This is a genomic window from Streptomyces sp. NPDC003697 (genome assembly GCF_053587115.1).
The window spans coordinates 1-19,860 of sequence record NZ_JBSFNN010000048.1 but is presented as its reverse complement, the minus strand read 5'-3'; the positions used below and the strand labels follow the sequence as shown (position 1 = coordinate 19,860).

The 19,860-nt window shown below is 74.4% G+C and carries 17 protein-coding genes and 1 pseudogene; 9 read left to right on the top strand and 9 right to left on the bottom strand.

The window, feature by feature from the left end:
* Positions 1-116 precede the first annotated feature (116 nt).
* From ACWDNY_RS19670 to ACWDNY_RS19660, 3 genes and pseudogenes are all read right to left on the bottom strand, one after another.
* A pseudogene (locus ACWDNY_RS19670) lies at positions 117-668 on the bottom strand (PadR family transcriptional regulator); the annotation flags it as partial.
* A 40-nt stretch (positions 669-708) separates the two neighbouring features.
* Positions 709-2,724 (bottom strand): FAD-dependent oxidoreductase, encoded by a 2,016-nt coding sequence (locus ACWDNY_RS19665; protein WP_451647046.1) that lies wholly within the window; start codon positions 2,722-2,724, stop codon positions 709-711.
* 169 nt (positions 2,725-2,893) lie between these two features.
* Complete coding sequence (locus tag ACWDNY_RS19660; RefSeq protein ID WP_451647045.1) at positions 2,894-3,262, bottom strand: hypothetical protein; 369 nt, start codon at positions 3,260-3,262, stop codon at positions 2,894-2,896.
* A gap of 309 nt (positions 3,263-3,571) precedes the next feature.
* Here ACWDNY_RS19660 and ACWDNY_RS19655 point away from each other — a divergent pair, with 309 nt between their 5' ends.
* Positions 3,572-5,662: a SpoIIE family protein phosphatase gene (locus ACWDNY_RS19655; protein ID WP_451647044.1), complete on the top strand. Its 2,091-nt coding sequence runs from the start codon at positions 3,572-3,574 to the stop codon at positions 5,660-5,662.
* A 117-nt stretch (positions 5,663-5,779) separates the two neighbouring features.
* Here the strand turns inward: ACWDNY_RS19655 and ACWDNY_RS19650 are convergent, their stop codons facing one another.
* Positions 5,780-6,610 carry a putative protein N(5)-glutamine methyltransferase gene (locus tag ACWDNY_RS19650; RefSeq protein WP_451647043.1) on the bottom strand — a complete coding sequence of 277 codons (831 nt, stop codon included), beginning with the start codon at positions 6,608-6,610 and terminating at the stop codon, positions 5,780-5,782.
* 193 nt (positions 6,611-6,803) lie between these two features.
* Positions 6,804-7,295 (bottom strand): hypothetical protein, encoded by a 492-nt coding sequence (locus tag ACWDNY_RS19645; RefSeq protein ID WP_451647042.1) that lies wholly within the window; start codon positions 7,293-7,295, stop codon positions 6,804-6,806.
* A 76-nt stretch (positions 7,296-7,371) separates the two neighbouring features.
* Here ACWDNY_RS19645 and ACWDNY_RS19640 point away from each other — a divergent pair, with 76 nt between their 5' ends.
* The 5 genes from ACWDNY_RS19640 to ACWDNY_RS19620 all read left to right on the top strand — a co-directional run bounded on the left by ACWDNY_RS19640 (position 7,372) and on the right by ACWDNY_RS19620 (position 11,842).
* A complete protein-coding gene (locus ACWDNY_RS19640) occupies positions 7,372-7,869 on the top strand; it encodes a MarR family winged helix-turn-helix transcriptional regulator (protein ID WP_451647041.1) in 498 nt (165 codons plus the stop codon).
* A gap of 122 nt (positions 7,870-7,991) precedes the next feature.
* A complete protein-coding gene (locus ACWDNY_RS19635) occupies positions 7,992-8,597 on the top strand; it encodes a sulfite oxidase-like oxidoreductase (RefSeq protein WP_451647040.1) in 606 nt (201 codons plus the stop codon).
* Entirely contained in the window at positions 8,590-9,345 is a 756-nt protein-coding gene (locus ACWDNY_RS19630; RefSeq protein WP_451647039.1) for a ferredoxin reductase, read from the top strand. The genes ACWDNY_RS19635 and ACWDNY_RS19630 overlap by 8 nt, the downstream gene beginning before the upstream one ends.
* A 194-nt stretch (positions 9,346-9,539) precedes the next feature.
* Positions 9,540-10,508, top strand: coding sequence for an acetylxylan esterase (locus ACWDNY_RS19625; RefSeq protein WP_451647038.1), 969 nt, complete (start codon positions 9,540-9,542; stop codon positions 10,506-10,508).
* Between the two features lie 167 nt (positions 10,509-10,675).
* On the top strand, positions 10,676-11,842 hold the full coding sequence (locus ACWDNY_RS19620) for a serine hydrolase domain-containing protein (RefSeq protein WP_451647037.1): 1,167 nt from the start codon (positions 10,676-10,678) through the stop codon (positions 11,840-11,842).
* A gap of 278 nt (positions 11,843-12,120) precedes the next feature.
* On the opposite strand, the gene ACWDNY_RS19615 is transcribed toward ACWDNY_RS19620, so the two are convergent.
* Complete coding sequence (locus ACWDNY_RS19615; protein WP_451647036.1) at positions 12,121-12,846, bottom strand: class I SAM-dependent methyltransferase; 726 nt, start codon at positions 12,844-12,846, stop codon at positions 12,121-12,123.
* A 778-nt stretch (positions 12,847-13,624) separates the two neighbouring features.
* On the opposite strand from ACWDNY_RS19615, the gene rho reads away from it, so the two are divergent.
* The gene (gene rho, locus ACWDNY_RS19610; RefSeq protein ID WP_451647035.1) at positions 13,625-14,770 is read left to right on the top strand and encodes a transcription termination factor Rho; all 1,146 of its coding nucleotides are present in this window, start codon (positions 13,625-13,627) and stop codon (positions 14,768-14,770) included.
* A 345-nt stretch (positions 14,771-15,115) separates the two neighbouring features.
* Positions 15,116-16,342: a D-alanyl-D-alanine carboxypeptidase family protein gene (locus tag ACWDNY_RS19605; protein ID WP_451647034.1), complete on the top strand. Its 1,227-nt coding sequence runs from the start codon at positions 15,116-15,118 to the stop codon at positions 16,340-16,342.
* Positions 16,343-16,447: 105 nt separating this feature from the next.
* Here the strand turns inward: ACWDNY_RS19605 and ACWDNY_RS19600 are convergent, their stop codons facing one another.
* From ACWDNY_RS19600 to ACWDNY_RS19590, 3 genes are all read right to left on the bottom strand, one after another.
* A complete protein-coding gene (locus tag ACWDNY_RS19600; protein WP_451647033.1) occupies positions 16,448-17,284 on the bottom strand; it encodes an undecaprenyl-diphosphate phosphatase in 837 nt (278 codons plus the stop codon).
* A gap of 391 nt (positions 17,285-17,675) precedes the next feature.
* Complete coding sequence (locus ACWDNY_RS19595) at positions 17,676-18,629, bottom strand: SMP-30/gluconolactonase/LRE family protein (protein WP_451647032.1); 954 nt, start codon at positions 18,627-18,629, stop codon at positions 17,676-17,678.
* 502 nt (positions 18,630-19,131) lie between these two features.
* On the bottom strand, positions 19,132-19,419 hold the full coding sequence (locus ACWDNY_RS19590; protein ID WP_451647031.1) for an ArsR family transcriptional regulator: 288 nt from the start codon (positions 19,417-19,419) through the stop codon (positions 19,132-19,134).
* Between the two features lie 187 nt (positions 19,420-19,606).
* On the opposite strand from ACWDNY_RS19590, the gene ACWDNY_RS19585 reads away from it, so the two are divergent.
* On the top strand, positions 19,607-19,860 hold a 254-nt coding region (locus ACWDNY_RS19585), incomplete at its 3' end, for an SPW repeat protein (RefSeq protein ID WP_451647075.1).

Below are 19,860 nucleotides of genomic sequence, written 5' to 3'. Positions count from 1 at the left end.
GAGGCCGTCCCGGCGCCCTCGGTCACGCCGGTGTCCGCCGTCGCTCCCGCGGCCCCCGTCGCCGAGCCGCGGCCCGCGTCCTCGCCCGCGTCCGCGTCCGCGTCGGCGGTCGTCCCGCCCGGGCGGTCCCCGCCGGGCAGTTCGGCGAACTCCTCCAGCGCGTGCGCGAGCCACCCGGTCCAGAAGGTCTCCAGGTCGATGCCGGCCCGCAGCACCAGGTGCCGCAGCCGGTCCTGGGCGCTGTCCCTGCCGGGCGGGAAGTCCCGCGTTTCGATGTCGCGGTACTCCGCCAACTGCCTCTCGTGCAGCTCCAGATGGCGCCTGAGGTCGTTCCGCAGCCCGGCCGTTCCGACCACGGCGGCGGCACGCAGCCGCAGCAGCAGCGCGTCCCGGTGCGGCTTGGGGTCCTGGGACGCGGCCGTCCAGCGGGCCAGTTCCGAGCGGCCCGCGGGCAGGACCTCGTAGCTCTTCTTCTGCCCGCGGGCCGGCTGCTCGGCCGGCAGGGCGCGGATCAGGTCCGCTGCCTCCAGTCTCCCCAGCTCACGGTAGATCTGCTGATGCGTCGCCGACCAGAAGTAGCCGATCGACCTGTCGAAGCGGCGCGTCAGCTCCAGCCCCGACGACGGCTTCTCGAGCAGGGCGGTGAGGATCGCGTGCGGGAGGGACATGGCGTCATCCTAGGGAGGTGCCGTCCGGACCGCGGCAGCGCTACAGGGCGGCGGCCAGCTCCGTGCCCTGCTTGATGGCGCGCTTGGCGTCCAGTTCGGCGGCCACGTCCGCCCCTCCGATGAGGTGCGCGCTGCGCCCGGCCGCGATCAGGTCGTCGAACAGCTCCCGGCGCGGTTCCTGCCCGGTGCACAGCACGACGGTGTCGACCTCCAGGACGGTTCCGGCGCCGTCGACGGTGATGTGCAGGCCCGCGTCGTCGATCCGGTCGTAGCGCACGCCCGGCACCATGGTGACGCCCCGGTGCTTGAGCTCGGTGCGGTGGATCCAGCCGGTGGTCCGGCCGAGGCCCGCGCCGACCTTGGTGGCCTTGCGCTGCAGCAGGTGCACGGTGCGCGGCGGGGCGGGCCGCTCCGGTGCGGTGAGCCCGCCGGGCGTGCGGTAGTGCATGTCGACGCCCCAGTGCCGGAAGTACGTCGCCGGGTCCTCGTCGGCCTTCTCGCCGCCGTCGGTGAGGTACTCGGCGACGTCGAAGCCGATGCCGCCCGCACCGAGGATCGCCACCCGGTCACCCACGGGGGCGCCGTCGCGCAGCACGTCGAGGTAGCCGAGGACGCGGGGATGGTCGACGCCGGGGATGTCGGGGGTGCGCGGCGTGACGCCGGTGGCGACGACGACCTCCTCGTAGCCGCCGAGGTCGTCCGCGGTCACGTGGGTGTCCAGCCGTACGTCGACGCCGTGTTCGCCGAGCTGGTGGCGGAAGTAGCGCAGGGTCTCGTCGAACTCCTGCTTGCCCGGCACCTTCCGGGCGACGTTGAGCTGCCCGCCGATCTCGCTCGCGGCGTCGAACAGGGTGACGTCGTGGCCGCGCTCGGCCGCGCTGACGGCGCAGGCGAGGCCGGCGGGGCCCGCGCCGACCACGGCGACGCGCTTGCGCCGCCGGGTCGGGGACAGCACGAGCTCGGTCTCGTGGCAGGCGCGCGGGTTGACGAGACAGGAGGTGAGCCGGCCGCTGAAGGTGTGGTCCAGGCAGGCCTGGTTGCAGCCGATGCAGGTGTTGATGGCCTCGGGCCGGCCGGCGGCGGCCTTGGCGACGAAGTCGGGGTCGGCAAGCATGGGGCGAGCCATCGACACCATGTCCGCGCAGCCGTCGGCGAGCAACTGCTCGGCCAGCTCGGGTGTGTTGATGCGGTTGGTCGTCACCAGCGGGACGGAGACCGCGCCCATGAGCTTCCTGGTGACCCAGGTGTAGGCGCCGCGCGGCACCGACGTCGCGATGGTGGGGATACGGGCCTCGTGCCAGCCGATGCCGGTGTTGATGATGGTGGCTCCGGCGGCCTCGACCGCCTTGGCGAGGGTGATCACCTCGTCCAGCGTGGAGCCGCCCGGTACCAGGTCCAGCATGGACAGCCGGTAGATGACGATGAAGTCCTCACCGACCGCCTCGCGCACCCGGCGGACGATCTCGACCGGGAAGCGCATGCGGTTGTCGTACGAGCCGCCCCAGCGGTCGGTGCGGTGGTTGGTCGGCGCGGCGACGAACTCGTTGACGAGGTAGCCCTCGGAGCCCATGATCTCGACGCCGTCGTAGCCCGCCTGCCGCGCGAGGCGGGCGGTGCGGACGTAGTCGCCGATGGTCCGCTCGACGTCCTCGTCGGTGAGCTCCCGGGGCGGATAGGGGCTGATCGGCGCCTTCAGCGGGCTGGGGGCGACCAGGTCGGGGTGGTAGGCGTACCGGCCGAAGTGGAGGATCTGCAGGGCGATCCGGCCGCCCTCGCGGTGGACCGCGGCGGTGACCGCGGCGTGCGGCGCGGCCTCCTCCTCGGTGGTCAGCTTCGCGCCGCCGGGGTAGGGCCGCCCCTCGTCGTTGGGCGCGATGCCGCCGGTGACGATCAGTCCCACTCCCCCGCGGGCCCGGGCGGCGTAGAACGCCGCCATCCGCTCGAAGCCGCGCTCGGCCTCCTCCAGGCCGACGTGCATGGAGCCCATGAGGACGCGGTTCGGCAGCGTGGTGAAGCCCAGGTCGAGCGGGCTCAGCAGGTGCGGGTAACGGCTCATCGGCCCCTCCGTACGCGGTGTCGTCCCTGTAGTTGTAGAGGACGCCACCAGCTTTGTGCAACTAGTTGCACAATCGGGCGGAGGTGGTTTCGACGCGCTCGGGAGGCCACGGCCCGCGGGAGCCGGACGACGGGACGCGGCCCGGGGGAGCACCACGGGCCGCGTCACCTCAGTGGCTTTCCAGCCGCAGGTGCAGATCCCACTCCTGATCTCCGGAGGCCGCACTGAGGTCGCGCACCGTGAAGAGGTCGTCGAGGGTCGTACGGAACCGGTCGAGCGCGCAGTGGGGGCCCTGCAGGTCCGCCGTCACCGACGCCCCGAGCCGGGTGGGGCCGCACTCCCCGTGCTCCTCGGCGACGTTGAAGGTGCCCAGCCACACGGTCGGGCGCACCTCGTGGTATTCACGCGGCACGTCCTCCTCGCACCGGTCGGAGGTGAAGCAGGCGCACAGGGCGTCGAACACGACCCGCGCGTCCTCCTTGCTGCATCCGCTCAGCTCCACCGAGACGGGCTCCCGGTGCGGTCGCTCACTGTCCATCGTGATCGCTCCTTCCGTGGCCGCGCCGCCGTACCACGGGGGCGGCACCGGCGGCACACCCCACACTCAGCAAAGCACTCTCCCGCCGGAGGGGCACCACCTGCGGGCGCTCGCGCCGTCGAGGCGCAGCCCCTGGAGCCCCGCGGCCCGGCGGCGGCCCTTCGGCTGACTCCGCGGGACGGCCGCCGCCGTGTTGAGGGATGGTGGAGGAGGGCGGTGGACCGTCGAGGATGTCGTGCGGGCGCGGTACAACAGGGTGTGTCGGTACAAGGACCGCGGCCTCGCGGACAGGCGAAGGCGGTGCGTGGGATGACTGCAGCCGGGGCTCCCTCGGCGGAGGACGACGAGCCCGGGGGCGGGCCGGTACGGCCGAGCGGGCTGCTCGACGTGCTGCGCATGGCCTCGGTGGTCCTCGACGCCCAGGGGCGGATCGTGCTGTGGAGTCCGCAGGCCGACGAGCTCTTCGGCTTCAGCGCGCGGGAGGCCCTCGGGCAGTACGCGGCACGGCTGATGGTGCACGAACAGCACCTGGACCTGGTCCTGCGGCTGTGGACGGAGGTCCTGCAGACCGGCCACGGCTGGGCGGGCGCCTTCCCCATCCGGCACAAGGACGGAAGCACCCGCCTGGTGGAGTTCCGCACCATGCGGCTGGAGGACGACCGGGGCGACGTGTACGCGCTCGGGCTGGCCGCCGACCAGTCGACCGTACGGCAGCTGGAGCGGGACGTGGCGCTGTCCGCGCGGATCGTCTCGCAGTCGCCGATCGGGCTGGCGGTCCTGGACACCCGGCTGCGGTACGTCTCGGTCAACGCGGCCCTGGAACGGATCGACGGCGTCCCGGCGGCGGAGCACGTCGGCCGCACGGTCCGCGAGGTGCTGCCGCACTGGGACACCGACGCGCTGGAGACCAGGGCCCGCCGGGTCCTGGTCACCGGGGAGCCCCTCGTCGACCTCTCCGCCGTCGGCCGGACGCCCGCGCACCCGGACGAGGACCGCGCCTGGTCGTTCTCGCTGTACCGGCTGGAGGACGCCGCCGGGAACGTGCTCGGCGTGGCCGTGTCGGTCGTCGACATCACCGCGCAGTACCGGGCGGGCAGGGAAGCCGAGGCCGCGCGGCAGCGGCTGGCGCTCATCGCCGACGCCTCCACCCGGATCGGCACCACCCTGGAACTGGAGCGCACGGCCCGCGAGCTCGCGGACGTCGCCGTGCCGGAACTCGCCGACGTCGCGGCCGTCGACCTGCTCGACGCGGTGGTCGGCGGCCGCCGCAGCACCCTCCGGCCCGCCGAGCCGGCCCTGATCCGCGCCCTGGCCGTCCGGGCGGACCACGCGACGGAGGCGCTGGAGGCGGCCGATCCGCCGGGCGGGATCGCCCGCTACGCGCCGGACCGCCTGGTCACGCAGTGCGTGCGCACCGGACGCCCGGTGCTCGTGGAGCACGTGAAGGACGAGGACCTGCCCCGGATCGCCCGTTCGGCCGAGGCGGCGGAGCTGCTGGCCCGCGCCGGAGTGCACTCCTACCTGGCGGTGCCGCTGATCGCGCGCGGAGAGGTGCTGGGCGCCCTGGACCTCAAGCGGACGCGCAATCCGTCGCCCTTCAGTGAGGACGACGTGCTGCTGGCCCGGGAGCTGGCCGCCCGCGCGGCCGTGCAGATCGACAACGCCCGCTGGTACCAGAACGCCCGCGACACCGCCCTCACTCTGCAGCGCAGTCTGCTGCCGAGCCACCCCTCCCTGACGGGCGGACTGGAGGTCGCCTCCCGCTACCAGCCCGCCGGCGCCACGAGCGAGGTGGGCGGCGACTGGTTCGACGTGATCCCGCTGGAGGGCGACAAGACGGCGCTCGTCGTGGGTGACGTCATGGGCAGCGGCATCACCGCCGCCGCCACGATGGGCCGGCTGCGCACGGCGACCAACACGCTCGCCTCGCTGGACCTCGATCCGGCGCGCCTGCTGGAGCACCTCGACCGGATCACCGACGGCGTCACCGAGGCGATCGCCACCTGTCTGTACGTGGTCCACGACCCGCACGGGCGGCAGTGCCGGATCGCGAACGCCGGGCACCTGCCGCCGGTACGGGTCCGCGCCGGCCGCGCACCGGAACTGCTCGACCTGCCCACCGGGGCGCCGCTGGGGGTGGGAGGGGTCGCCTTCTCCACCACGGTGGTGGACCTGGAACCCGGCGACCAGCTGGTGCTCTACACCGACGGTCTCGTCGAGACGCGCCGGGACTCCCTGGACGAGCGCCTGCGCAAGCTGCTGGCCCTGCTCGCCGTCCCTCCCACGGGCCCGCTGGAGGAGCTCTGCGACTTCCTGCTGCGCACCCTGCACGAGCCGGACAACCACGACGACGTGGCCCTGCTGATCGCCCGCGCGCAGCCTCCGGCCCAGCAGGACTGAGGGACACGCCGCGCGCGGTTCGGCGTGCGTGCGAGCCCGGCGCCGTGCGGGGCCAGGGCGTGCGTGCGAGCCCGGCGCCCCGTGCGGGGCAGGTCGGGAACCCCGCGTGCCGGGGCCTCAGGTCCGGGTGCCGACGATCACGTTCGCGTACAGCTCCTCCGAGGCGGCCAGGCGCGGAGCCAGGCCCGCCCGGGTGAACGCCTCCACAGCCGCCGGTACCTGGTGTTCGCCGGTCTCGACGAGCAGACAGCCGCCGGGCGCCAGCCAGGCGGGTGCGCCGGCGGTGACACGGCGCAGTACGTCGAGGCCGTCGGCTCCGCCGTCGAGCGCGACCTGGGGTTCGTGGTCCCGGGCCTCGGGCGGGAGGAGGCCGACCTCGCCCGTGGGGACGTACGGGACGTTGGCCGCGAGGATGTCGACGCGACCGCGCAGCCGGGCGGGAAGGGCCTCGAACAGGTCGCCCTCGTGGACCCGGCCCCCGAGGGCGCCGACGTTGCGCCGGGCGCAGCGCACCGCGGCCGGGTCGATGTCGGCGGCGTGCAGTTCGACCGGGCCGAGCCGGGCGGCCAGCGCGGCGCCCACCGCGCCCGAGCCGCAGCACAGATCCACGACGAGGGAGGCGTCCGGGGCCTGGGCGACGGCCTGCTCGACCAGGAACTCGGTACGGCGCCGGGGCACGAAGACCCCGGGTTCCACGGTGATGCGCAGACCGTCGAACGCGGCCCAGCCGAGGACCAGTTCCAGCGGCAGGCCCCGCGCGCGCCGCTCCAGCAGGCCGGTGAGTTCGCCCGCCGTGCGGGCGGCCGCGAGGATCAACTCCGCCTCGTCCTCGGCGAACACGCAGCCCGCCGCGCGCAGTGCGGTGACGACCGCGGCCCGTGCGGCGGGCGGGAAGCAGGTGACGGAAGGAGAGGGCAGAGACGAAGGGGAGGAAGGATGCTCAGGCATGGACGCCGGGACCTTTCGGGGCCGAGGGGCGCTCCCCGCGGTCACCTACCGGCGGTGATCCGCGCCGTGGCGAGGTGAGAGCACCCGGGCTGACACAGCGGTGATGGGTCCCACCTCCTCGGCTTCCTGCGGCCGGACCGTACCGACCGCCGGTCACCTTACCCCAACGCTCAGACGCCGACGGCCTCTTCGGTCACCTCCTCGGCTTCCGCGGAGCGGCAGCCGTCCGCGGCTCCGCGCACGGGGAGCGCGGAGGCGGAACGGGCGCCATCCGCCGTGTGCGCGGCACCCGCCGCGTGCGCGCCACCCCCGCGTGCGCGCCCTGACCCGCCGGTGTCCTCGTCCGCTCGTGGGCCGCTGCGGCCGCGGTGACCGCCAGGCCGAGCGGCAGCCACACCACCATCGTCCACACCGCGCGGCCGAGGCCGTCGCCGCCGAAGTACAGCAGGCTGCAGGCGCCCTCGACGAACCCGGCACCGTTCCAGAACGCGTGCAGGGCGCCGAAGAAGCCGTTCTGCAGTTCGGGCCTGAACAGTCCGCCGGAGCCGGTGAAGTCGAGCATCACGAACAGCACCGTCATCGCGAGCGTGGTCCAGCGCTTGAGGAAGGGGTGCAGGCCGACGCCGACGAAGAGGATGCCGGCGGAGTAGAGCCGGGCCATGCCCCAGACGCCCGCGCGGTTCACTCGCGGGCTCCAATGGTTGCTACCTGCACCTCACATTCAGTTGTGCTATACAACCGGAAGAGTCGGGGAGGTTTCCATGACAGCAGCCGCCGGACCGGACAGGGCGGAGGGGCACGCCGTCACCGGTGACGGGACCGCCGGGGAGACGGCCGTCGAGACCATCCAGCGGGAGATGACGGTCTTCGCCCGCCGGGCCAGGGCCTCGGCGGGCCGTATGCACCCCGAGCTGTCCCTGGTGTCGTACACGCTGCTCGGGCACCTGGAGGAGCGCGGCGGCTGCCGCGCCACCGACCTGGCCGCGCACTACGTGCTGGACAAGTCCACCGTCAGCCGCCAGGTGGCCGCCCTGGAGCGAGCCGCCCTCATCGAGCGGCGCCAGGACCCGGAGGACCACCGTGTCTCCGTGCTCCATCTCACGGACACCGGACGGCGCATCCTCGGCCAGGTCACCGACAGTCGCCGGGCGGCGTTCCGGGAACGGCTCGCGGGCTGGCCCGAGGAGGACCTCGAGCGGTTCGCGGCCTACCTCACGCGCTACAACGCGTGGCCCGAGCAGCCCCCGCGCGAGGACTGACCGGCGTCCGCCGGGCGCGGCCCCGAGGCGGCCCTCACGAGCGCGTACGGTTGAATCCTCGTACGCAAGCATGACCCCGAGAAGGCGGGCCGTCGCACACGGCGGCCTGGAGGCACCACCGTATGAACGTCACCCGAGGCTTCACCGGACGCCCGCGCGTCCACAACCCGGGACTGCCGCCCGGGCAGTACGACGCGGGCGACGACTGGCCCGTGCTGTCCGCGGAGGTCACGCCCGACATCGCGCCCGCGGACTGGACCTTCCGCATCGACGGCCTGGTGGCCGAGCCCCGCGCCTGGGACTGGGGGCAGGCCCACGCGCTGCCGGCGTCGGCGTACGAGGGCGACATCCACTGCGTGACGAGCTGGTCGAAGTTCGGGGTGCGGTTCGAGGGCGTGTCACTGGACGCGTTCCTGGACGCGGTCCGGCCGGACGCCTCCGCCACCCACGCCGTCGCCTACTCCCACACCGGGTACACCGCCAACCTCCCGCTCGCGGACCTGACCGGCGGGCGCGCCTGGATCGCCTTCGGGTACGACGGCCGGCCACTGCCCGCCGAGCACGGCGGACCGGCGCGCCTGCTGGTGCCGCATCTGTACTTCTGGAAGAGCGCCAAGTGGATCGCGGGCCTTCGGATCCTCGACCACGACGAGCCGGGCTTCTGGGAGCGCAACGGCTACCACGCCCGCGGCAACCCCTGGCAGGAGCAGCGGTACTCCGGTGACTGAGACCTTCACACCCCCCGCGCGGTTCGCGGTGCCCGGGCGCATCGCCGTGAGCGCGCAGGCCGCCGCGGCATGGCAGACGGCCACGCTCACCGGCATCCGGCGGGAGACCCCGCGCGTCGCCACCTTCCGCTTCGCGGTGCCCGCCTGGGCGGGGCACCTGCCCGGCCAGCACCTGATGCTGCGCCTGACCGCGCCGGACGGCTACGTGGCCCAGCGCCACTACTCGATCGCCTCGGCCCCCGACGACTCCGGGCACATCGAGCTGACGCTCGACCACGTCGCGGACGGCGAGGTCTCCGGCTGGTTCCACACCGTGGCCCGGCCCGGCGACCAGGTGGAGCTGCGGGGTCCGCTGAGCGGGTTCTTCGCCTGGCCCGGCGACCGGCCCGCGCTGCTGGTCGGCGCGGGCTCCGGCATCGTCCCGCTGATGTCGATGGTGCGGCACCACCGCGCGCGGGGGCTGTCCGTACCGCTGCGGATGGTGGTGTCGGCGCGCAGCCCCCGGGAGCTCGTCTACGCCGGGGAACTGGGCGCGGAGACCACGGCCGTGTTCACCCGTGAGGCGTCGCCGGGCACGCCCGTGGGCCGTCTCACGGCCGCGCATCTCGCGCCGCTGATGGCGCGGCGGCCCGCGGGCGGCTGGGAGGCGTACGTCTGCGGCTCCAACGCGTTCGCCGAACACGCCTCGCGGCTGCTGGTCGAGGCGGGCCAGCCCGTGGACCGCATCCGGATCGAGCGCTTCGGCTGACGCGGGCCGGGCCGGACGCCCGGCGCTCGGGCAGGGTTCCATGGGCTCGCCGGGTCAGTCGTCCGGCATCGCGCCGTGTCCTGCGTGGCCCACGGAGGACGGCCGCGCACCTCCGCCCGCGGCGGGACCTGGCGGACCCGCGGCCAGCCGCTTACGGTGTGATCACTCGCGTCCCTTCCCGAAGGCGGTTGCCGATGGCCCTGTTCGATCTCGCCCTCGACGCGCTGCGCACGTACCGCAGCACGTCCACCGAGCCGGGCGACTTCGACGCCTTCTGGTCCAAGACCTTGCAGGAGGCCCGCGCCTACGACCTGGACGCCCGCTTCGACCTGGTGGACACCGGCCTGGCCACGGTGAAGGTGTACGACGTGACCTTCGCCGGGTTCGGCGGCCACCCGGTCAAGGGCTGGCTGACGCTGCCCGCCCGGGTCGACGCGCCGCTGCCGCTGGTGGTGGAGTTCGTCGGCTACGGCGGAGGGCGCGGACTGCCCCACGAGCACCTGCTGTGGGCGTCGACGGGCCGCGCGCACTTCGTGATGGACACGCGGGGTCAGGGCAGCGCCTGGGGCGGCGGGGGCGGCACCGCCGACCCGGTGGGCGGCGCGCCGGCGTACCCGGGTTTCCTGACCCGCGGTATCGACGCGCCGGAGAACTACTACTACCGCCGGGTGTTCACGGACGCGGTGCGGGCGGTGGAGGCGGCGCGCTCCCACCCGCTGACGGACTCCGCCCGGACCGCGGCGGTCGGCGCCAGCCAGGGCGGCGGCATCGCCATCGCGGTGGGCGGCCTGGTGCCGGACCTGGCGGCGGTCGCACCGGACGTGCCGTTCCTGTGCGACTTCCCGCGCGCGGCGACGCTGACGGACCGTCACCCGTACCGCGAGATCGGCCTCTACCTGAGGACCCACCGCGGGCGCACCGAGGACGCCCTGCGCACGCTGTCCTACTTCGACGGCGTGCACTTCGCGGCGCGCGGCCGGGCCCCGGCCCTGTTCTCGGCGGCGCTGGAGGACCAGACCTGCCCGCCGTCCACGGTGTTCGCGGCCTTCAACGCCTGGGGCCACGAGGACAGGACGATCGAGGTGTACGACTTCAACGACCACGAGGGCGGCGGCCCCTACCAGGACGCGGCGAAGCTCCGCTGGATGCGGTCGTACGTCTGAGCCGGGCCGGGTACCGGGCGCGGACGGGACGCGCCCCGGGCCCCGCCCCGCCGTCGTCCGGTTTCGGCGCATCCTGCGCCTTCCCCGCAGTCCGACCAGTCGGTATGTTCGGGGTCGCCCGGGCCCGGTACGGCGGCCCGGGGTACCCGGCGGACGACGGAGGGCCCATGTCAGGGCGGGAGCCACGGATTCACGGTCACTGCGACACGCGCTTCTCGGCGGTGCGGGCGGCGTTCGAGGAGAACTTCCGGGAACGGGGCGAACTCGGCGCCGCCGTGGCCGTCACCCTGCACGGCGAGACGGTGGTGGACCTGTGGGGCGGGTGGGCCGACTCCGCAGGCACCCGGCCGTGGCAGCGGGACACGGTGGTCAATGTGTGGTCGACGACCAAGGGCCCGGTCGCCCTGTGCGCCCACATCCTGGCGGACCGCGGACTGCTCGACTTCGACGCCCCGGTGTCCGCCTACTGGCCTGAGTTCGCCGCGGCGGGCAAGGAGAAGGTGCTCGTCCGGCACCTGCTGTCGCACCGGGCCGGCCTGGCGGGCCTGCGCGAGCCGCACTCGTTCGCCGACCTGTGCGACTGGGAGCTGACCACCACGCGGCTGGCGGCCACCGAGCCCTGGTGGGAGCCCGGGACACGGTCCGGGTACCACGCCCTGACGTACGGCTTCCTGGTGGGCGAGGTGGTGCGCCGGATCACCGGACTGCTGCCGGGTGCCTTCCTGGAGCGCGAGGTGACGGGTCCGCTCGGCATCGACTTCACCATAGGGCTGCCGGAGAAGGAGGCCGGGCGGGCGGCCGAGCTGGTGCACGCCCCCCATCCGGCCGCCGCCGAGCGGGCGGAGGCCTTCGCCCGGATGCCGCCCGTGGCCGTCGCGGCCCTGACGAATCCCTTGGTCGGCGCGGCCGGGGCCAACAGCCCCGAGTGGCGGGCCGCCGAGATTCCCGCTGCCAACGGCCACGGCACGGCGCGCGCCGTCGCGGCGCTGTACGGCGTGTTCGCCGGGCGCGGCACCCACGGCGGCCGCCGGGTGCTCTCGCCGGAGGCGGCGGAGCGGGTGCGCGAGGGACAGGGCAGGTGCCGGGACCTGGTGCTGGGCGCCGGCCTCGCGCACGAGACGGAGATCGCTCTGGGGCTGTGGCTCAGCGGCCCGCACGGCTCGTACGGACCCAGTCCTCGCGCCTTCGGACACGACGGTCTCGGCGGCTCCTGCGGCCTCTCCGACCCGGAGGCGGCGGTGTCGCTGGGCTATGTCATGAACCGGATGGGGCCCTACATCGCCGACGACCCCCGGAAGACGGCGCTGGTCGACGCCCTGTACAGCGCGCTGTGACGGCTGCTGCGCCGGGCCGCCGGGCGTCGCGCTGCCCGGCGGCCCGGGTCGCCGTCCGCGGGTTGCGGGCGCGGACCGGTCCCGGTCAGGGGACCGCGCGGGGCCGTGTCCCAGGCCGGTCGATTCCGGTTCCGGCCCACCACCGCGGGGTTCCGGCTCACGAACGCGGGCGGCCCCCGACCGCGGGGTTCCGGCGCAAGCGGTGGCTCCCGGACCGGGCGTACCGCCAGGGTCATGACGGCGTGGGGTGACCGGACCGGTGACGACCCGGCGGACGGCTACGGCAGCCTGCGCGCGGCGATCAGCCGGGCCCGCGGGCTGCCGTCCGCGCGCCGTCCGTACTCGGGCAGCGCGCGGAGTTCCACGCGGAAGCCCGCACGCTCCAGTTCCCGCAGGACGCCGCCGAAGCGGTTGGCGCGGTAGTACATGACGAACGGCGGCCGCCACAGCGCGTTGCGCACCCGCATCACCGTGTCGAAGCCGAGCAGCGTCCAGTACGCCTGGGAGCGGGGGCCGAGCGGCGCGGGAGCGGGCAGCGCGAACACACCGCCGGGGCGCAGCGCGGCGTGCACCCGGGCGAACAGGTTCGGCAGTTCGCGGGGCAGGAAGTGCCCGAGCGCGCCGAAGCTCACGACGAGGTCGAAGGCGGCGGTGAAGGGCAGGGCACGGGCGTCCCCGCGCACCCAGGCGATCCGCGGGCCGGCGACCCGGACGTGCTCCCGGGCCACGGCGAGCATGCCGGCGCTGAAGTCGAGCCCGGTGACGCTCTCCCGGCACACCCGTGCCAGCATCTCCGTCCCGGCTCCGGTCCCGCAGCACAGGTCCAGCCCGTCGTCGAAGGGCCCGATCCGGTCCAGTGCCGACGCGACCGCGTTCAGCAGCGTCTGCGACGTGCGGAACGGAGTATGGTCGAACTTCGGTGCGAGCAGGTCGTATCCGCGCTCGACGGAGGACAGTGCCTGGACGGCGAGCTCGCGCAGACTCGGGCCTTCTGGACTGAACACCGGCCCAGCTTAGGCCCTGCCGTACGGATCGGGCCGCGCGCAGGCGCCGGGCGGTCGGGCTCCCGGCGAGGAGTCCGCACGCTGTTGCCGACGGAGCCGCAGTGGCGGGCCGGTTGCGGTTCGGGCACGGCCATTTCGAGGCCGGGGAAGCGGTGAAGAGGCGTCCAGGGCGACGGTGGCCTCCCGCCCCGGCCAGGGGGGCGCCAAGGCAGTAGTGGGCGCATCGTCCGGGTGTGAGGTGCCCGACGGCTCCCGGCCGCCCGGGGCCGGGTCACGTCGAAGCGGCCGGGCGTCAGGGCCCGGACGCCGGCGGATCGCGCCCCGCGGTGGAGCAGCAGGCCCGGTGACTCCTGCTCGTGCGGTCGGGTGGGCTGCGTACGCCGGTCGATTCCGCCCGTCCGCGGCCCGGTGCGGAGGACCTCCCGAGATGCCCGGCGCTGCCGGTCCGGGGCCGCGTCCATGCCCACGTGGTAGAGTGCATTCAGGCATCTGTGTACGCCCCCTCGTGGGCGCCGGTGCGCTTCTTCCTTCTCCGGCCGAACCACCCGCCCTCGCGGGTCGGGCGATCGGCCCCCTCGCCACTTCGTCGGCCTCCCCGACGGCGCTTTTCCGCCATGCCGGGGACGTACGCGTTCGAGGTTCCCCGGGTTCGAGCCTCCGCCCGTGCGAGGTGGGTCTTCCGTGCCGCCGAGGCGGCGTGTCCGCAGTCTCCGGGCCGGCGCTTTTTCCCCCTTCCCAGCTCAGCCACTTCCCACCGTCCGCGAAAGGACGTTTCCGTATGACCATTGCACTCGACCGTCCCCCCGTCCAACAGCAGCCCCCGGCGGCCCAGCTCGTCACCGGTGTCCTCGACATCGACGCGGGCGGAAAGGGCCACCTGCGCGCCGGCCACTGCCTGCCCTCCCCCTCGGACCCTCAGGTCTCCGCCGCCCTGATCCGCCGCCACGGCCTGCGCCGGGGCGACCTGGTCGACGGCGTGCACGGCGCGCAGCGTGCCGTGACGGAGGTGGCGCGCGTCAACGGCCGGACCCCGGACGCGCTCCGGGGCCGCCGCCACTTCCGCGACCTGACCCCGCTGCACCCGCGCGAGCGGCTCCGCCTCGAACACCCCGCCTCCGGCCTGACCGGGCGTGTCGCCGACCTGTTCGCGCCGGTCGGCAAGGGACAGCGCGGACTCGTCGTGGCCCCGCCCAAGACCGGCAAGACCGTGCTGATCCAGCAGATCGCGGCCGCCGTCACCGCCAACCACCCGGAGTGCCGGCTGATGGTGGTGCTGCTGGACGAACGTCCTGAGGAGGTCACCGACATGCGCCGCTCCGTGCGCGGCGAGGTGTTCGCCTCGACCTTCGACCGGACGCCGCGGGAGCACATAGCCCTCGCCGACCTCGTCGTCGAGCGGGCCAGGCGGCTCGTCGAGGCCGGGGAGGACGTCGTCGTCCTGCTCGACTCCCTGACCCGGCTGTGCCGGGCCCACAACAACGCGGCCGCCGCCGGTGGCCGAACCCTCAGCGGCGGCGTCGACGCGGCCGCGCTGCACGGCCCCAAGCGGCTCTTCGGCGCCGCACGCCTGGCCGAGGAGGGCGGCTCGCTGACCATCCTCGCCACAGCCCTGGTGGAGACCGGCTCCCGGGCCGACGACTTCTTCTACGAGGAGCTGAAGGGGACCGGCAACATGGAGCTGCACCTGAGCCGCGAGCTCGCCGCCCGCCGGCTCTTCCCGGCCGTCGACCTCAACCGCTCCGGCACCCGCCGTGAGGAACTCCTGCACTCCCCGGCGGAGTTGACGGCGGTCCACGGTCTGCGCCGGGCCCTGCAGGTCCGCGACGACCGGGCCGATCTGGAGACTCTGCTGAACCGTCTGCGCGAGACCCCCGACAACGCGACGTTCCTGCGCCGGGTCCGGCCGACGCTGCCCAAGGGCTGACCCGGACCGTCCGGCCGTCCGGTGCGTGCCGGCGCGCCCTGCGCGCCGGGCCGGTGTCCGTGCCCGCCCGCGGCCGCCGCATCCGGTACTGGCGGGCCATCGCGCCCGGCGGGCCGTGCCACGCCCCGGCCCGTCAGCCCGTTGTCCGTCGGCTGCCCGGCACCGTGTCACCTCCGTCCGACCACGGGCGTCGATGTCGGCGGGCCCGTGCCGCGTCCTGCCCGGCGGGCCGTGTCCGCCCGTGTGCTCCGAGCGGGCGTGCGCCTCACGCATACGAGTGCTCCCGCCCCCCGTTCGGCCCCGGCCGTGTCAGCCCGGTCCCCCAGTTCTCCCTACGTTCTCGGTATGACGATTGGCTTTGCATTCCGGACGGCCGTGACGGTCTGCGCCGCGTGTACGGCGGGTGTTCTGGCGCTCGCGCCGCCGGGCGCGGCAGCGGGCCGTGTCGGTGCGGCGGGGCCCGTCCCGGGCCGGCCCGGGTCGGGATCCACCGCACCGACACGGCCGAAGGACGCGGTACCGCTGCCGTCGCTGCTCCAGCACTCCGGAACCCAGGTCCGGCCGCACGCCGAAGCGCCCGACCTGCCCGATCTCTCCGCGCTGTCGTGGCTGGTGGCCGACGCCGACAGCGGCGAGGTGCTCGCCGCGCACGACGCCCACCTGCCACTGCCCCCCGCCAGCACGCTCAAGACCCTGTTCGCCCTCACCGTGCTGCCCGTCCTGCCCAGTGGGCTGCGGCACACGGTCACGACGAAGGACCTGGAAGGCATCGGCGCCGGCAGCAGCCTGGTCGGGATCGCCCCGGGGCTGACGTACAGCGTGGCCGATCTGTGGCGCGGGGTCTTCCTGCACTCCGGCAACGACGCGGTGCACGTACTGGCCCGGCTCAACGGCGGCTGGAACCACACGGCCCGGCAGATGGAGGTCAGGGCCCGCTCCCTGGGCGCCCTCGACACCCACGTCGTCTCGCCCGACGGCTACGACGCCGACGGACAGGTGTCCTCCGCGTACGACCTGGCCCTGTTCGGGCAGGCGGGGCTGCACAACGCCGACTTCGCCGACTACTGCTCCACGGCGTACTCCCTGTTCCCCGGTTACACGGGCTCGTTCGGCATCCGGAACACCAACCGGCTGCTGACCGGGGCGGACGGGGTGGAGCCGTATCCGGGCCTGCTCGGGATCAAGAACGGCTACACCAGCAAGGCGGGCAACACACTCGTCGCCGCGGCCCGGCAGAACGGGCGGACCCTGGTGGCGACCGTGATGAACCCTCAGGAGGGCGACGGGCTCCGGGTGTACGAGGAGACCCGCGAGTTGCTCGACTGGGGGTTCGCCGCCGCCGGCCACGTCGATCCTGTCGGGTCACTGAACGCCCAGCGGCCCGCGGTGAGCCCCCGCCCGCGCTCAGGGCCGGCCCGCCGCCCTGCCCCGCCGTCCGCCCCACCGGACGTGGCCGCCGAGCAGTCGGACTGGCCGGAGACGGGCGCGATCGCGGGCGCCGCCGGGCTGAGTGCGGGAGCGGTGTGCCTGGCGCTGCGACGCAGGGCCGGCAGGGCGGCACCGCGCCGCTGACCGGGCGTCGGCGGGACGCCCCGGACCCGCGACGGACCCGGGGAGGGGACCACGGGGCGCGCGGGGGCCCGGGCACCGGCCGCGCACCCAGCGGAGGAGCGCCGGTCAGGCGTCGACGATCCCCGTCCCCAGCAGGCCGAGAAGCAGTACGCCGATGACGATCCGGTACACGACGAAGGCGTTGAAGGAGTGCTTGGCGACGAACTTCAGCAGCCAGGCGATGGAGGCGTACGCCACCACGAAGGAGACGACCGTGCCGACGGCCAGCGGCACCGCGCCCGCGCCCGTCCCCAGCGCGTCCTTCAGTTCGTACAGGCCGGCACCGGTCAGGGCGGGGATCCCCAGGAAGAAGGACAGCCGGGTGGCGGCCACGCGGTCGAGGTCGAGGACGAGCGCGGTGGACATGGTGGCGCCGGAACGGGAGAAGCCGGGGAAGAGCAGGGCGAGGATCTGGGAACTGCCGACCAGCATCGCGTCCTTGAAGGAGGTGTCGTCCTCACCCCGCTTGTGCCGGCCCATCTGGTCCGCCGCCCACATCACACCGCTGCCGACGATCAGCGACCCGGCGACCACCCACAGGGAGGCGAGCGGGCCCTCGATGAGGGGCTTGGCGGCAAGACCGACGACGACGATCGGAAGAGTGGCGTAGATCACCCACCAGGCGAACTTGTAGTCGTGGTGGTAGCGCTCCTCCCGGTCGCGCAGTCCCCGGAACCAGGCCGAGACGATGCGAACGATGTCCTTGAAGAAGTACACGAGCACGGCGGCGATGGCGCCGACCTGGATGACGGCGGAGAAGCCGACGACGGCGTCGTCGTCGACGGGGATCCCCATCAGCCCCTCCGTGATCTTCAGGTGGCCGGTGGAGGAGACGGGGAGGAATTCTGTCACCCCCTCGACGGCTCCGAGGATGACGGCCTGACCGACGGAGATGGCGCTCATGGGATCCAGATTCTGCTCGGGTGGGTCGACAGTGCTGAAGGCAGTCTTACTACGCCGGGGTGAGTGTCTCGCACCCCCGCCCCGGCACTGCGACCGGTAGGGCCCCGGCGGACGCGGCGCCGTGCCCGGCGCCGTCGCCACACCGGCGCCGACGTTCGCGGCGGCGCGGCACCCGGCCCGGGGCCCGTCCGGCCGCACGGCCCGTGGGAGCGGGCCGGACCTTCACAACGACTTCTCACCCTTCCCGTCCGTTGTGCCCGGATTCGCCCTGACGGCGCGTGCCGGACGATCTCACGACCCGCGTGCCGGACGACCTCACGGCCGTGGCGGATCACACATCCCTCGGCGGCCGGTCGTCCGGCCGGGGCGGTACGACGCGCACACGCTCCCCTCAGGCCGGTGCCGGGCACACCGCCACGCCCCGCTCCCACAGGCTGCCGAGCACCAGGCTGCCGCCCGTCGCACAGACGCCGGTGACCATGCGGAAGCGGGGGCGCCGGCAGGTGAGGTGGTGCACGATCCGGCCCTCGTCGTCGACCGCGAGGACGCCGGTCGCGCCGAAGGGCCGGTACGGCGCGTGGACGGCGAACCGGGCGGCGGCGTGCCGCAGGGCGGGACGACCGCGGTGCAGCAGCTCCAGCGGGGGCACGCGCGGCCCGGCCAGCGCCACCCAGATCGGCCCGCCGCCGCCTGCGCGCCAGAGGTTGTCGGGCATGCCGGGCAGGTCCTCGGCGAAGGGCTCGCCGGCACCGGCGCGCGGGCCGGTGAGCCAGTAGCGGATGAGCCGGCGGGCACCGGTCTCCGCGAGGACGAGGAACGCCTCGCCCGCACCGGCGGCCAGCCCGTTGGCGAACTGCAGCCCCTCCAGCAGCACCTCGGGTGGGCCACCGTCGGGCGGGAGCCGCAGCAGCCGTCCGGTGCCGACGTGCTCGACGATGTCGGCGAGCCAGTGTTCCAAGGGGTGGGAGCGGGAGGACACGGTGACGTACACGCTGCCGTCGGACAGGGCGACGGCGTTGCTGCAGAACCGCAGCCCCTCCCCCGCCACCGTGGCGGCGACCACGTGGACGGCGCGGTCCGGGCCGACGCGCAGCAGCCCCCGCACGGCGTCGCACACCAGCAGACCGCCGTCGGGGAGCGGTTCGAGGCCGAGCGGCCTGCCACCGGTGTCGGCCAGCACCTCGATCCGGGGCCCGGCCGGGTCGGTCAGGCCGTCGAGGCGCAGGATGCGGCCGTCCGCCACGCCGGTGAGCACCCGGCCGCGGCCGTCCACCACGACGTCTTCGGGGCCGTGGCCGCCGACCGGGACGTACCGGAGGGGGACGAGAGGCGTGGGACGGTCCATGGCGCCTGCCCTTCGTGTCGTACGGCCTGGCCGCCCGAGGGTTGTACCCGCCCCTCTGTTCGCCGAAGCGGGTCACCGGGGTCGCGGAGGTGCGGCAGGGGTCTCACGGACGCCGCGTGCGATGCCGGGTGTGCGCCGCACGGGCAGGCGCCCGCCCGGGAGAGCGCCCGCGCACGAGGGCGCGCGCACCGGGGCAACCGTGCTCCGCCGGACTCGCGCATGGCTGGACCGGAAGACACGCGGGCCGTCACGCGCCGGCCGTCGCCGCCGGACACCGCGGGCGGACACGTGCGGCCGGACTCCGGCCGGTCACCGCGCGCCGGCGCAGGGCAGGCCCGCGCCGGCCTCGGTTCGCCTCGCCGCGTCCGCTGCCGGGAGGTCCGCACCGGCGCCCACGCCTCCCGCCCCGCCGGTGACGCCACGCCGCCCCGGCGGTGACGGGCGCCCGGGCCGGGGGCACCGGCGCCCGGGGAGGCGGCCGATACGGCGGCCGGAAGGCCGCTCACCAGCCCTTCTCGAACAGCCGGGCGACTTCCGCGATGCGCACTTCGTCGCGGCTGTAGCGCGTACGACGGCGGACCCGCCGGGTACGCAGCAGGCCGAGGTCGACGAGCAGGCCGAGGTGCCGTTCGGCGACCCGCCGGGTCACTCCGAGCTTCGCGGCGACCGCGCGGGCCGTGACGCCGTCCTCGGCGGGGTCGCCGTTCCGCTGCCGGGGGAAGTGGGTGGCCGGGTCCTTCAGCCACTCCAGGACGGCCAGCCGCAGCGGGCCCTGGGGGGTCTCCGGCATCCCTGCCTCCTCCGCGTCGAAGCCGCGTCGCCCTCGCTCCCCCACACTGTCGCGCAGGCGGTCGCGAGGCGGTGCCGATTGCGGTCGATTCGGTCGTCCCGCACGCGGTACCCGGGGTTTTCCAGACGAGATCACCCCTCACGAGGTGAAGACCATGGCAACCTCACCCAAGTCGTCCCACTCGTCCATGGAGACGCACCCCGACATAGTCGAGATGCGCCACCGCCACGAGATGGCCGAGCGTGCGACGAGCACACCGCAGGGGCAGGCCACCGGGACGCTGGCCTTCCTCACCGGCATCTACCTGGCCGCGTCACCCTGGATCACGGGTTTCAACAACCTGTCCACCCTGGCCGTGACCAACCTGCTGACCGGTATCGCCTACGCGCTCCTGATGAGCGGCGGATTCGGCCGCGCCTACGAGCGGACGCACAGCATGGC

Excerpts from the sequence above, each read along its gene's own strand:
- rho (WP_451647035.1), top strand. The coding sequence starts at position 13,625 with ATGACCATTGCACTCGACCGTCCCCCCGTCCAACAGCAGCCCCCGGCG.
- ACWDNY_RS19650 (WP_451647043.1), bottom strand. The coding sequence starts at position 6,610 with ATGCCTGAGCATCCTTCCTCCCCTTCGTCTCTGCCCTCTCCTTCCGTC.
- ACWDNY_RS19620 (WP_451647037.1), top strand. The coding sequence starts at position 10,676 with ATGTCAGGGCGGGAGCCACGGATTCACGGTCACTGCGACACGCGCTTC.
- ACWDNY_RS19655 (WP_451647044.1), top strand. The coding sequence starts at position 3,572 with ATGACTGCAGCCGGGGCTCCCTCGGCGGAGGACGACGAGCCCGGGGGC.
- ACWDNY_RS19660 (WP_451647045.1), bottom strand. The coding sequence starts at position 3,262 with ATGGACAGTGAGCGACCGCACCGGGAGCCCGTCTCGGTGGAGCTGAGC.
- ACWDNY_RS19625 (WP_451647038.1), top strand. The coding sequence starts at position 9,540 with ATGGCCCTGTTCGATCTCGCCCTCGACGCGCTGCGCACGTACCGCAGC.
- ACWDNY_RS19665 (WP_451647046.1), bottom strand. The coding sequence starts at position 2,724 with ATGAGCCGTTACCCGCACCTGCTGAGCCCGCTCGACCTGGGCTTCACC.
- ACWDNY_RS19600 (WP_451647033.1), bottom strand. The coding sequence starts at position 17,284 with ATGAGCGCCATCTCCGTCGGTCAGGCCGTCATCCTCGGAGCCGTCGAG.
- ACWDNY_RS19635 (WP_451647040.1), top strand. The coding sequence starts at position 7,992 with ATGAACGTCACCCGAGGCTTCACCGGACGCCCGCGCGTCCACAACCCG.
- ACWDNY_RS19605 (WP_451647034.1), top strand. The coding sequence starts at position 15,116 with ATGACGATTGGCTTTGCATTCCGGACGGCCGTGACGGTCTGCGCCGCG.
- ACWDNY_RS19640 (WP_451647041.1), top strand. The coding sequence starts at position 7,372 with ATGACAGCAGCCGCCGGACCGGACAGGGCGGAGGGGCACGCCGTCACC.
- ACWDNY_RS19595 (WP_451647032.1), bottom strand. The coding sequence starts at position 18,629 with ATGGACCGTCCCACGCCTCTCGTCCCCCTCCGGTACGTCCCGGTCGGC.
- ACWDNY_RS19590 (WP_451647031.1), bottom strand. The coding sequence starts at position 19,419 with ATGCCGGAGACCCCCCAGGGCCCGCTGCGGCTGGCCGTCCTGGAGTGG.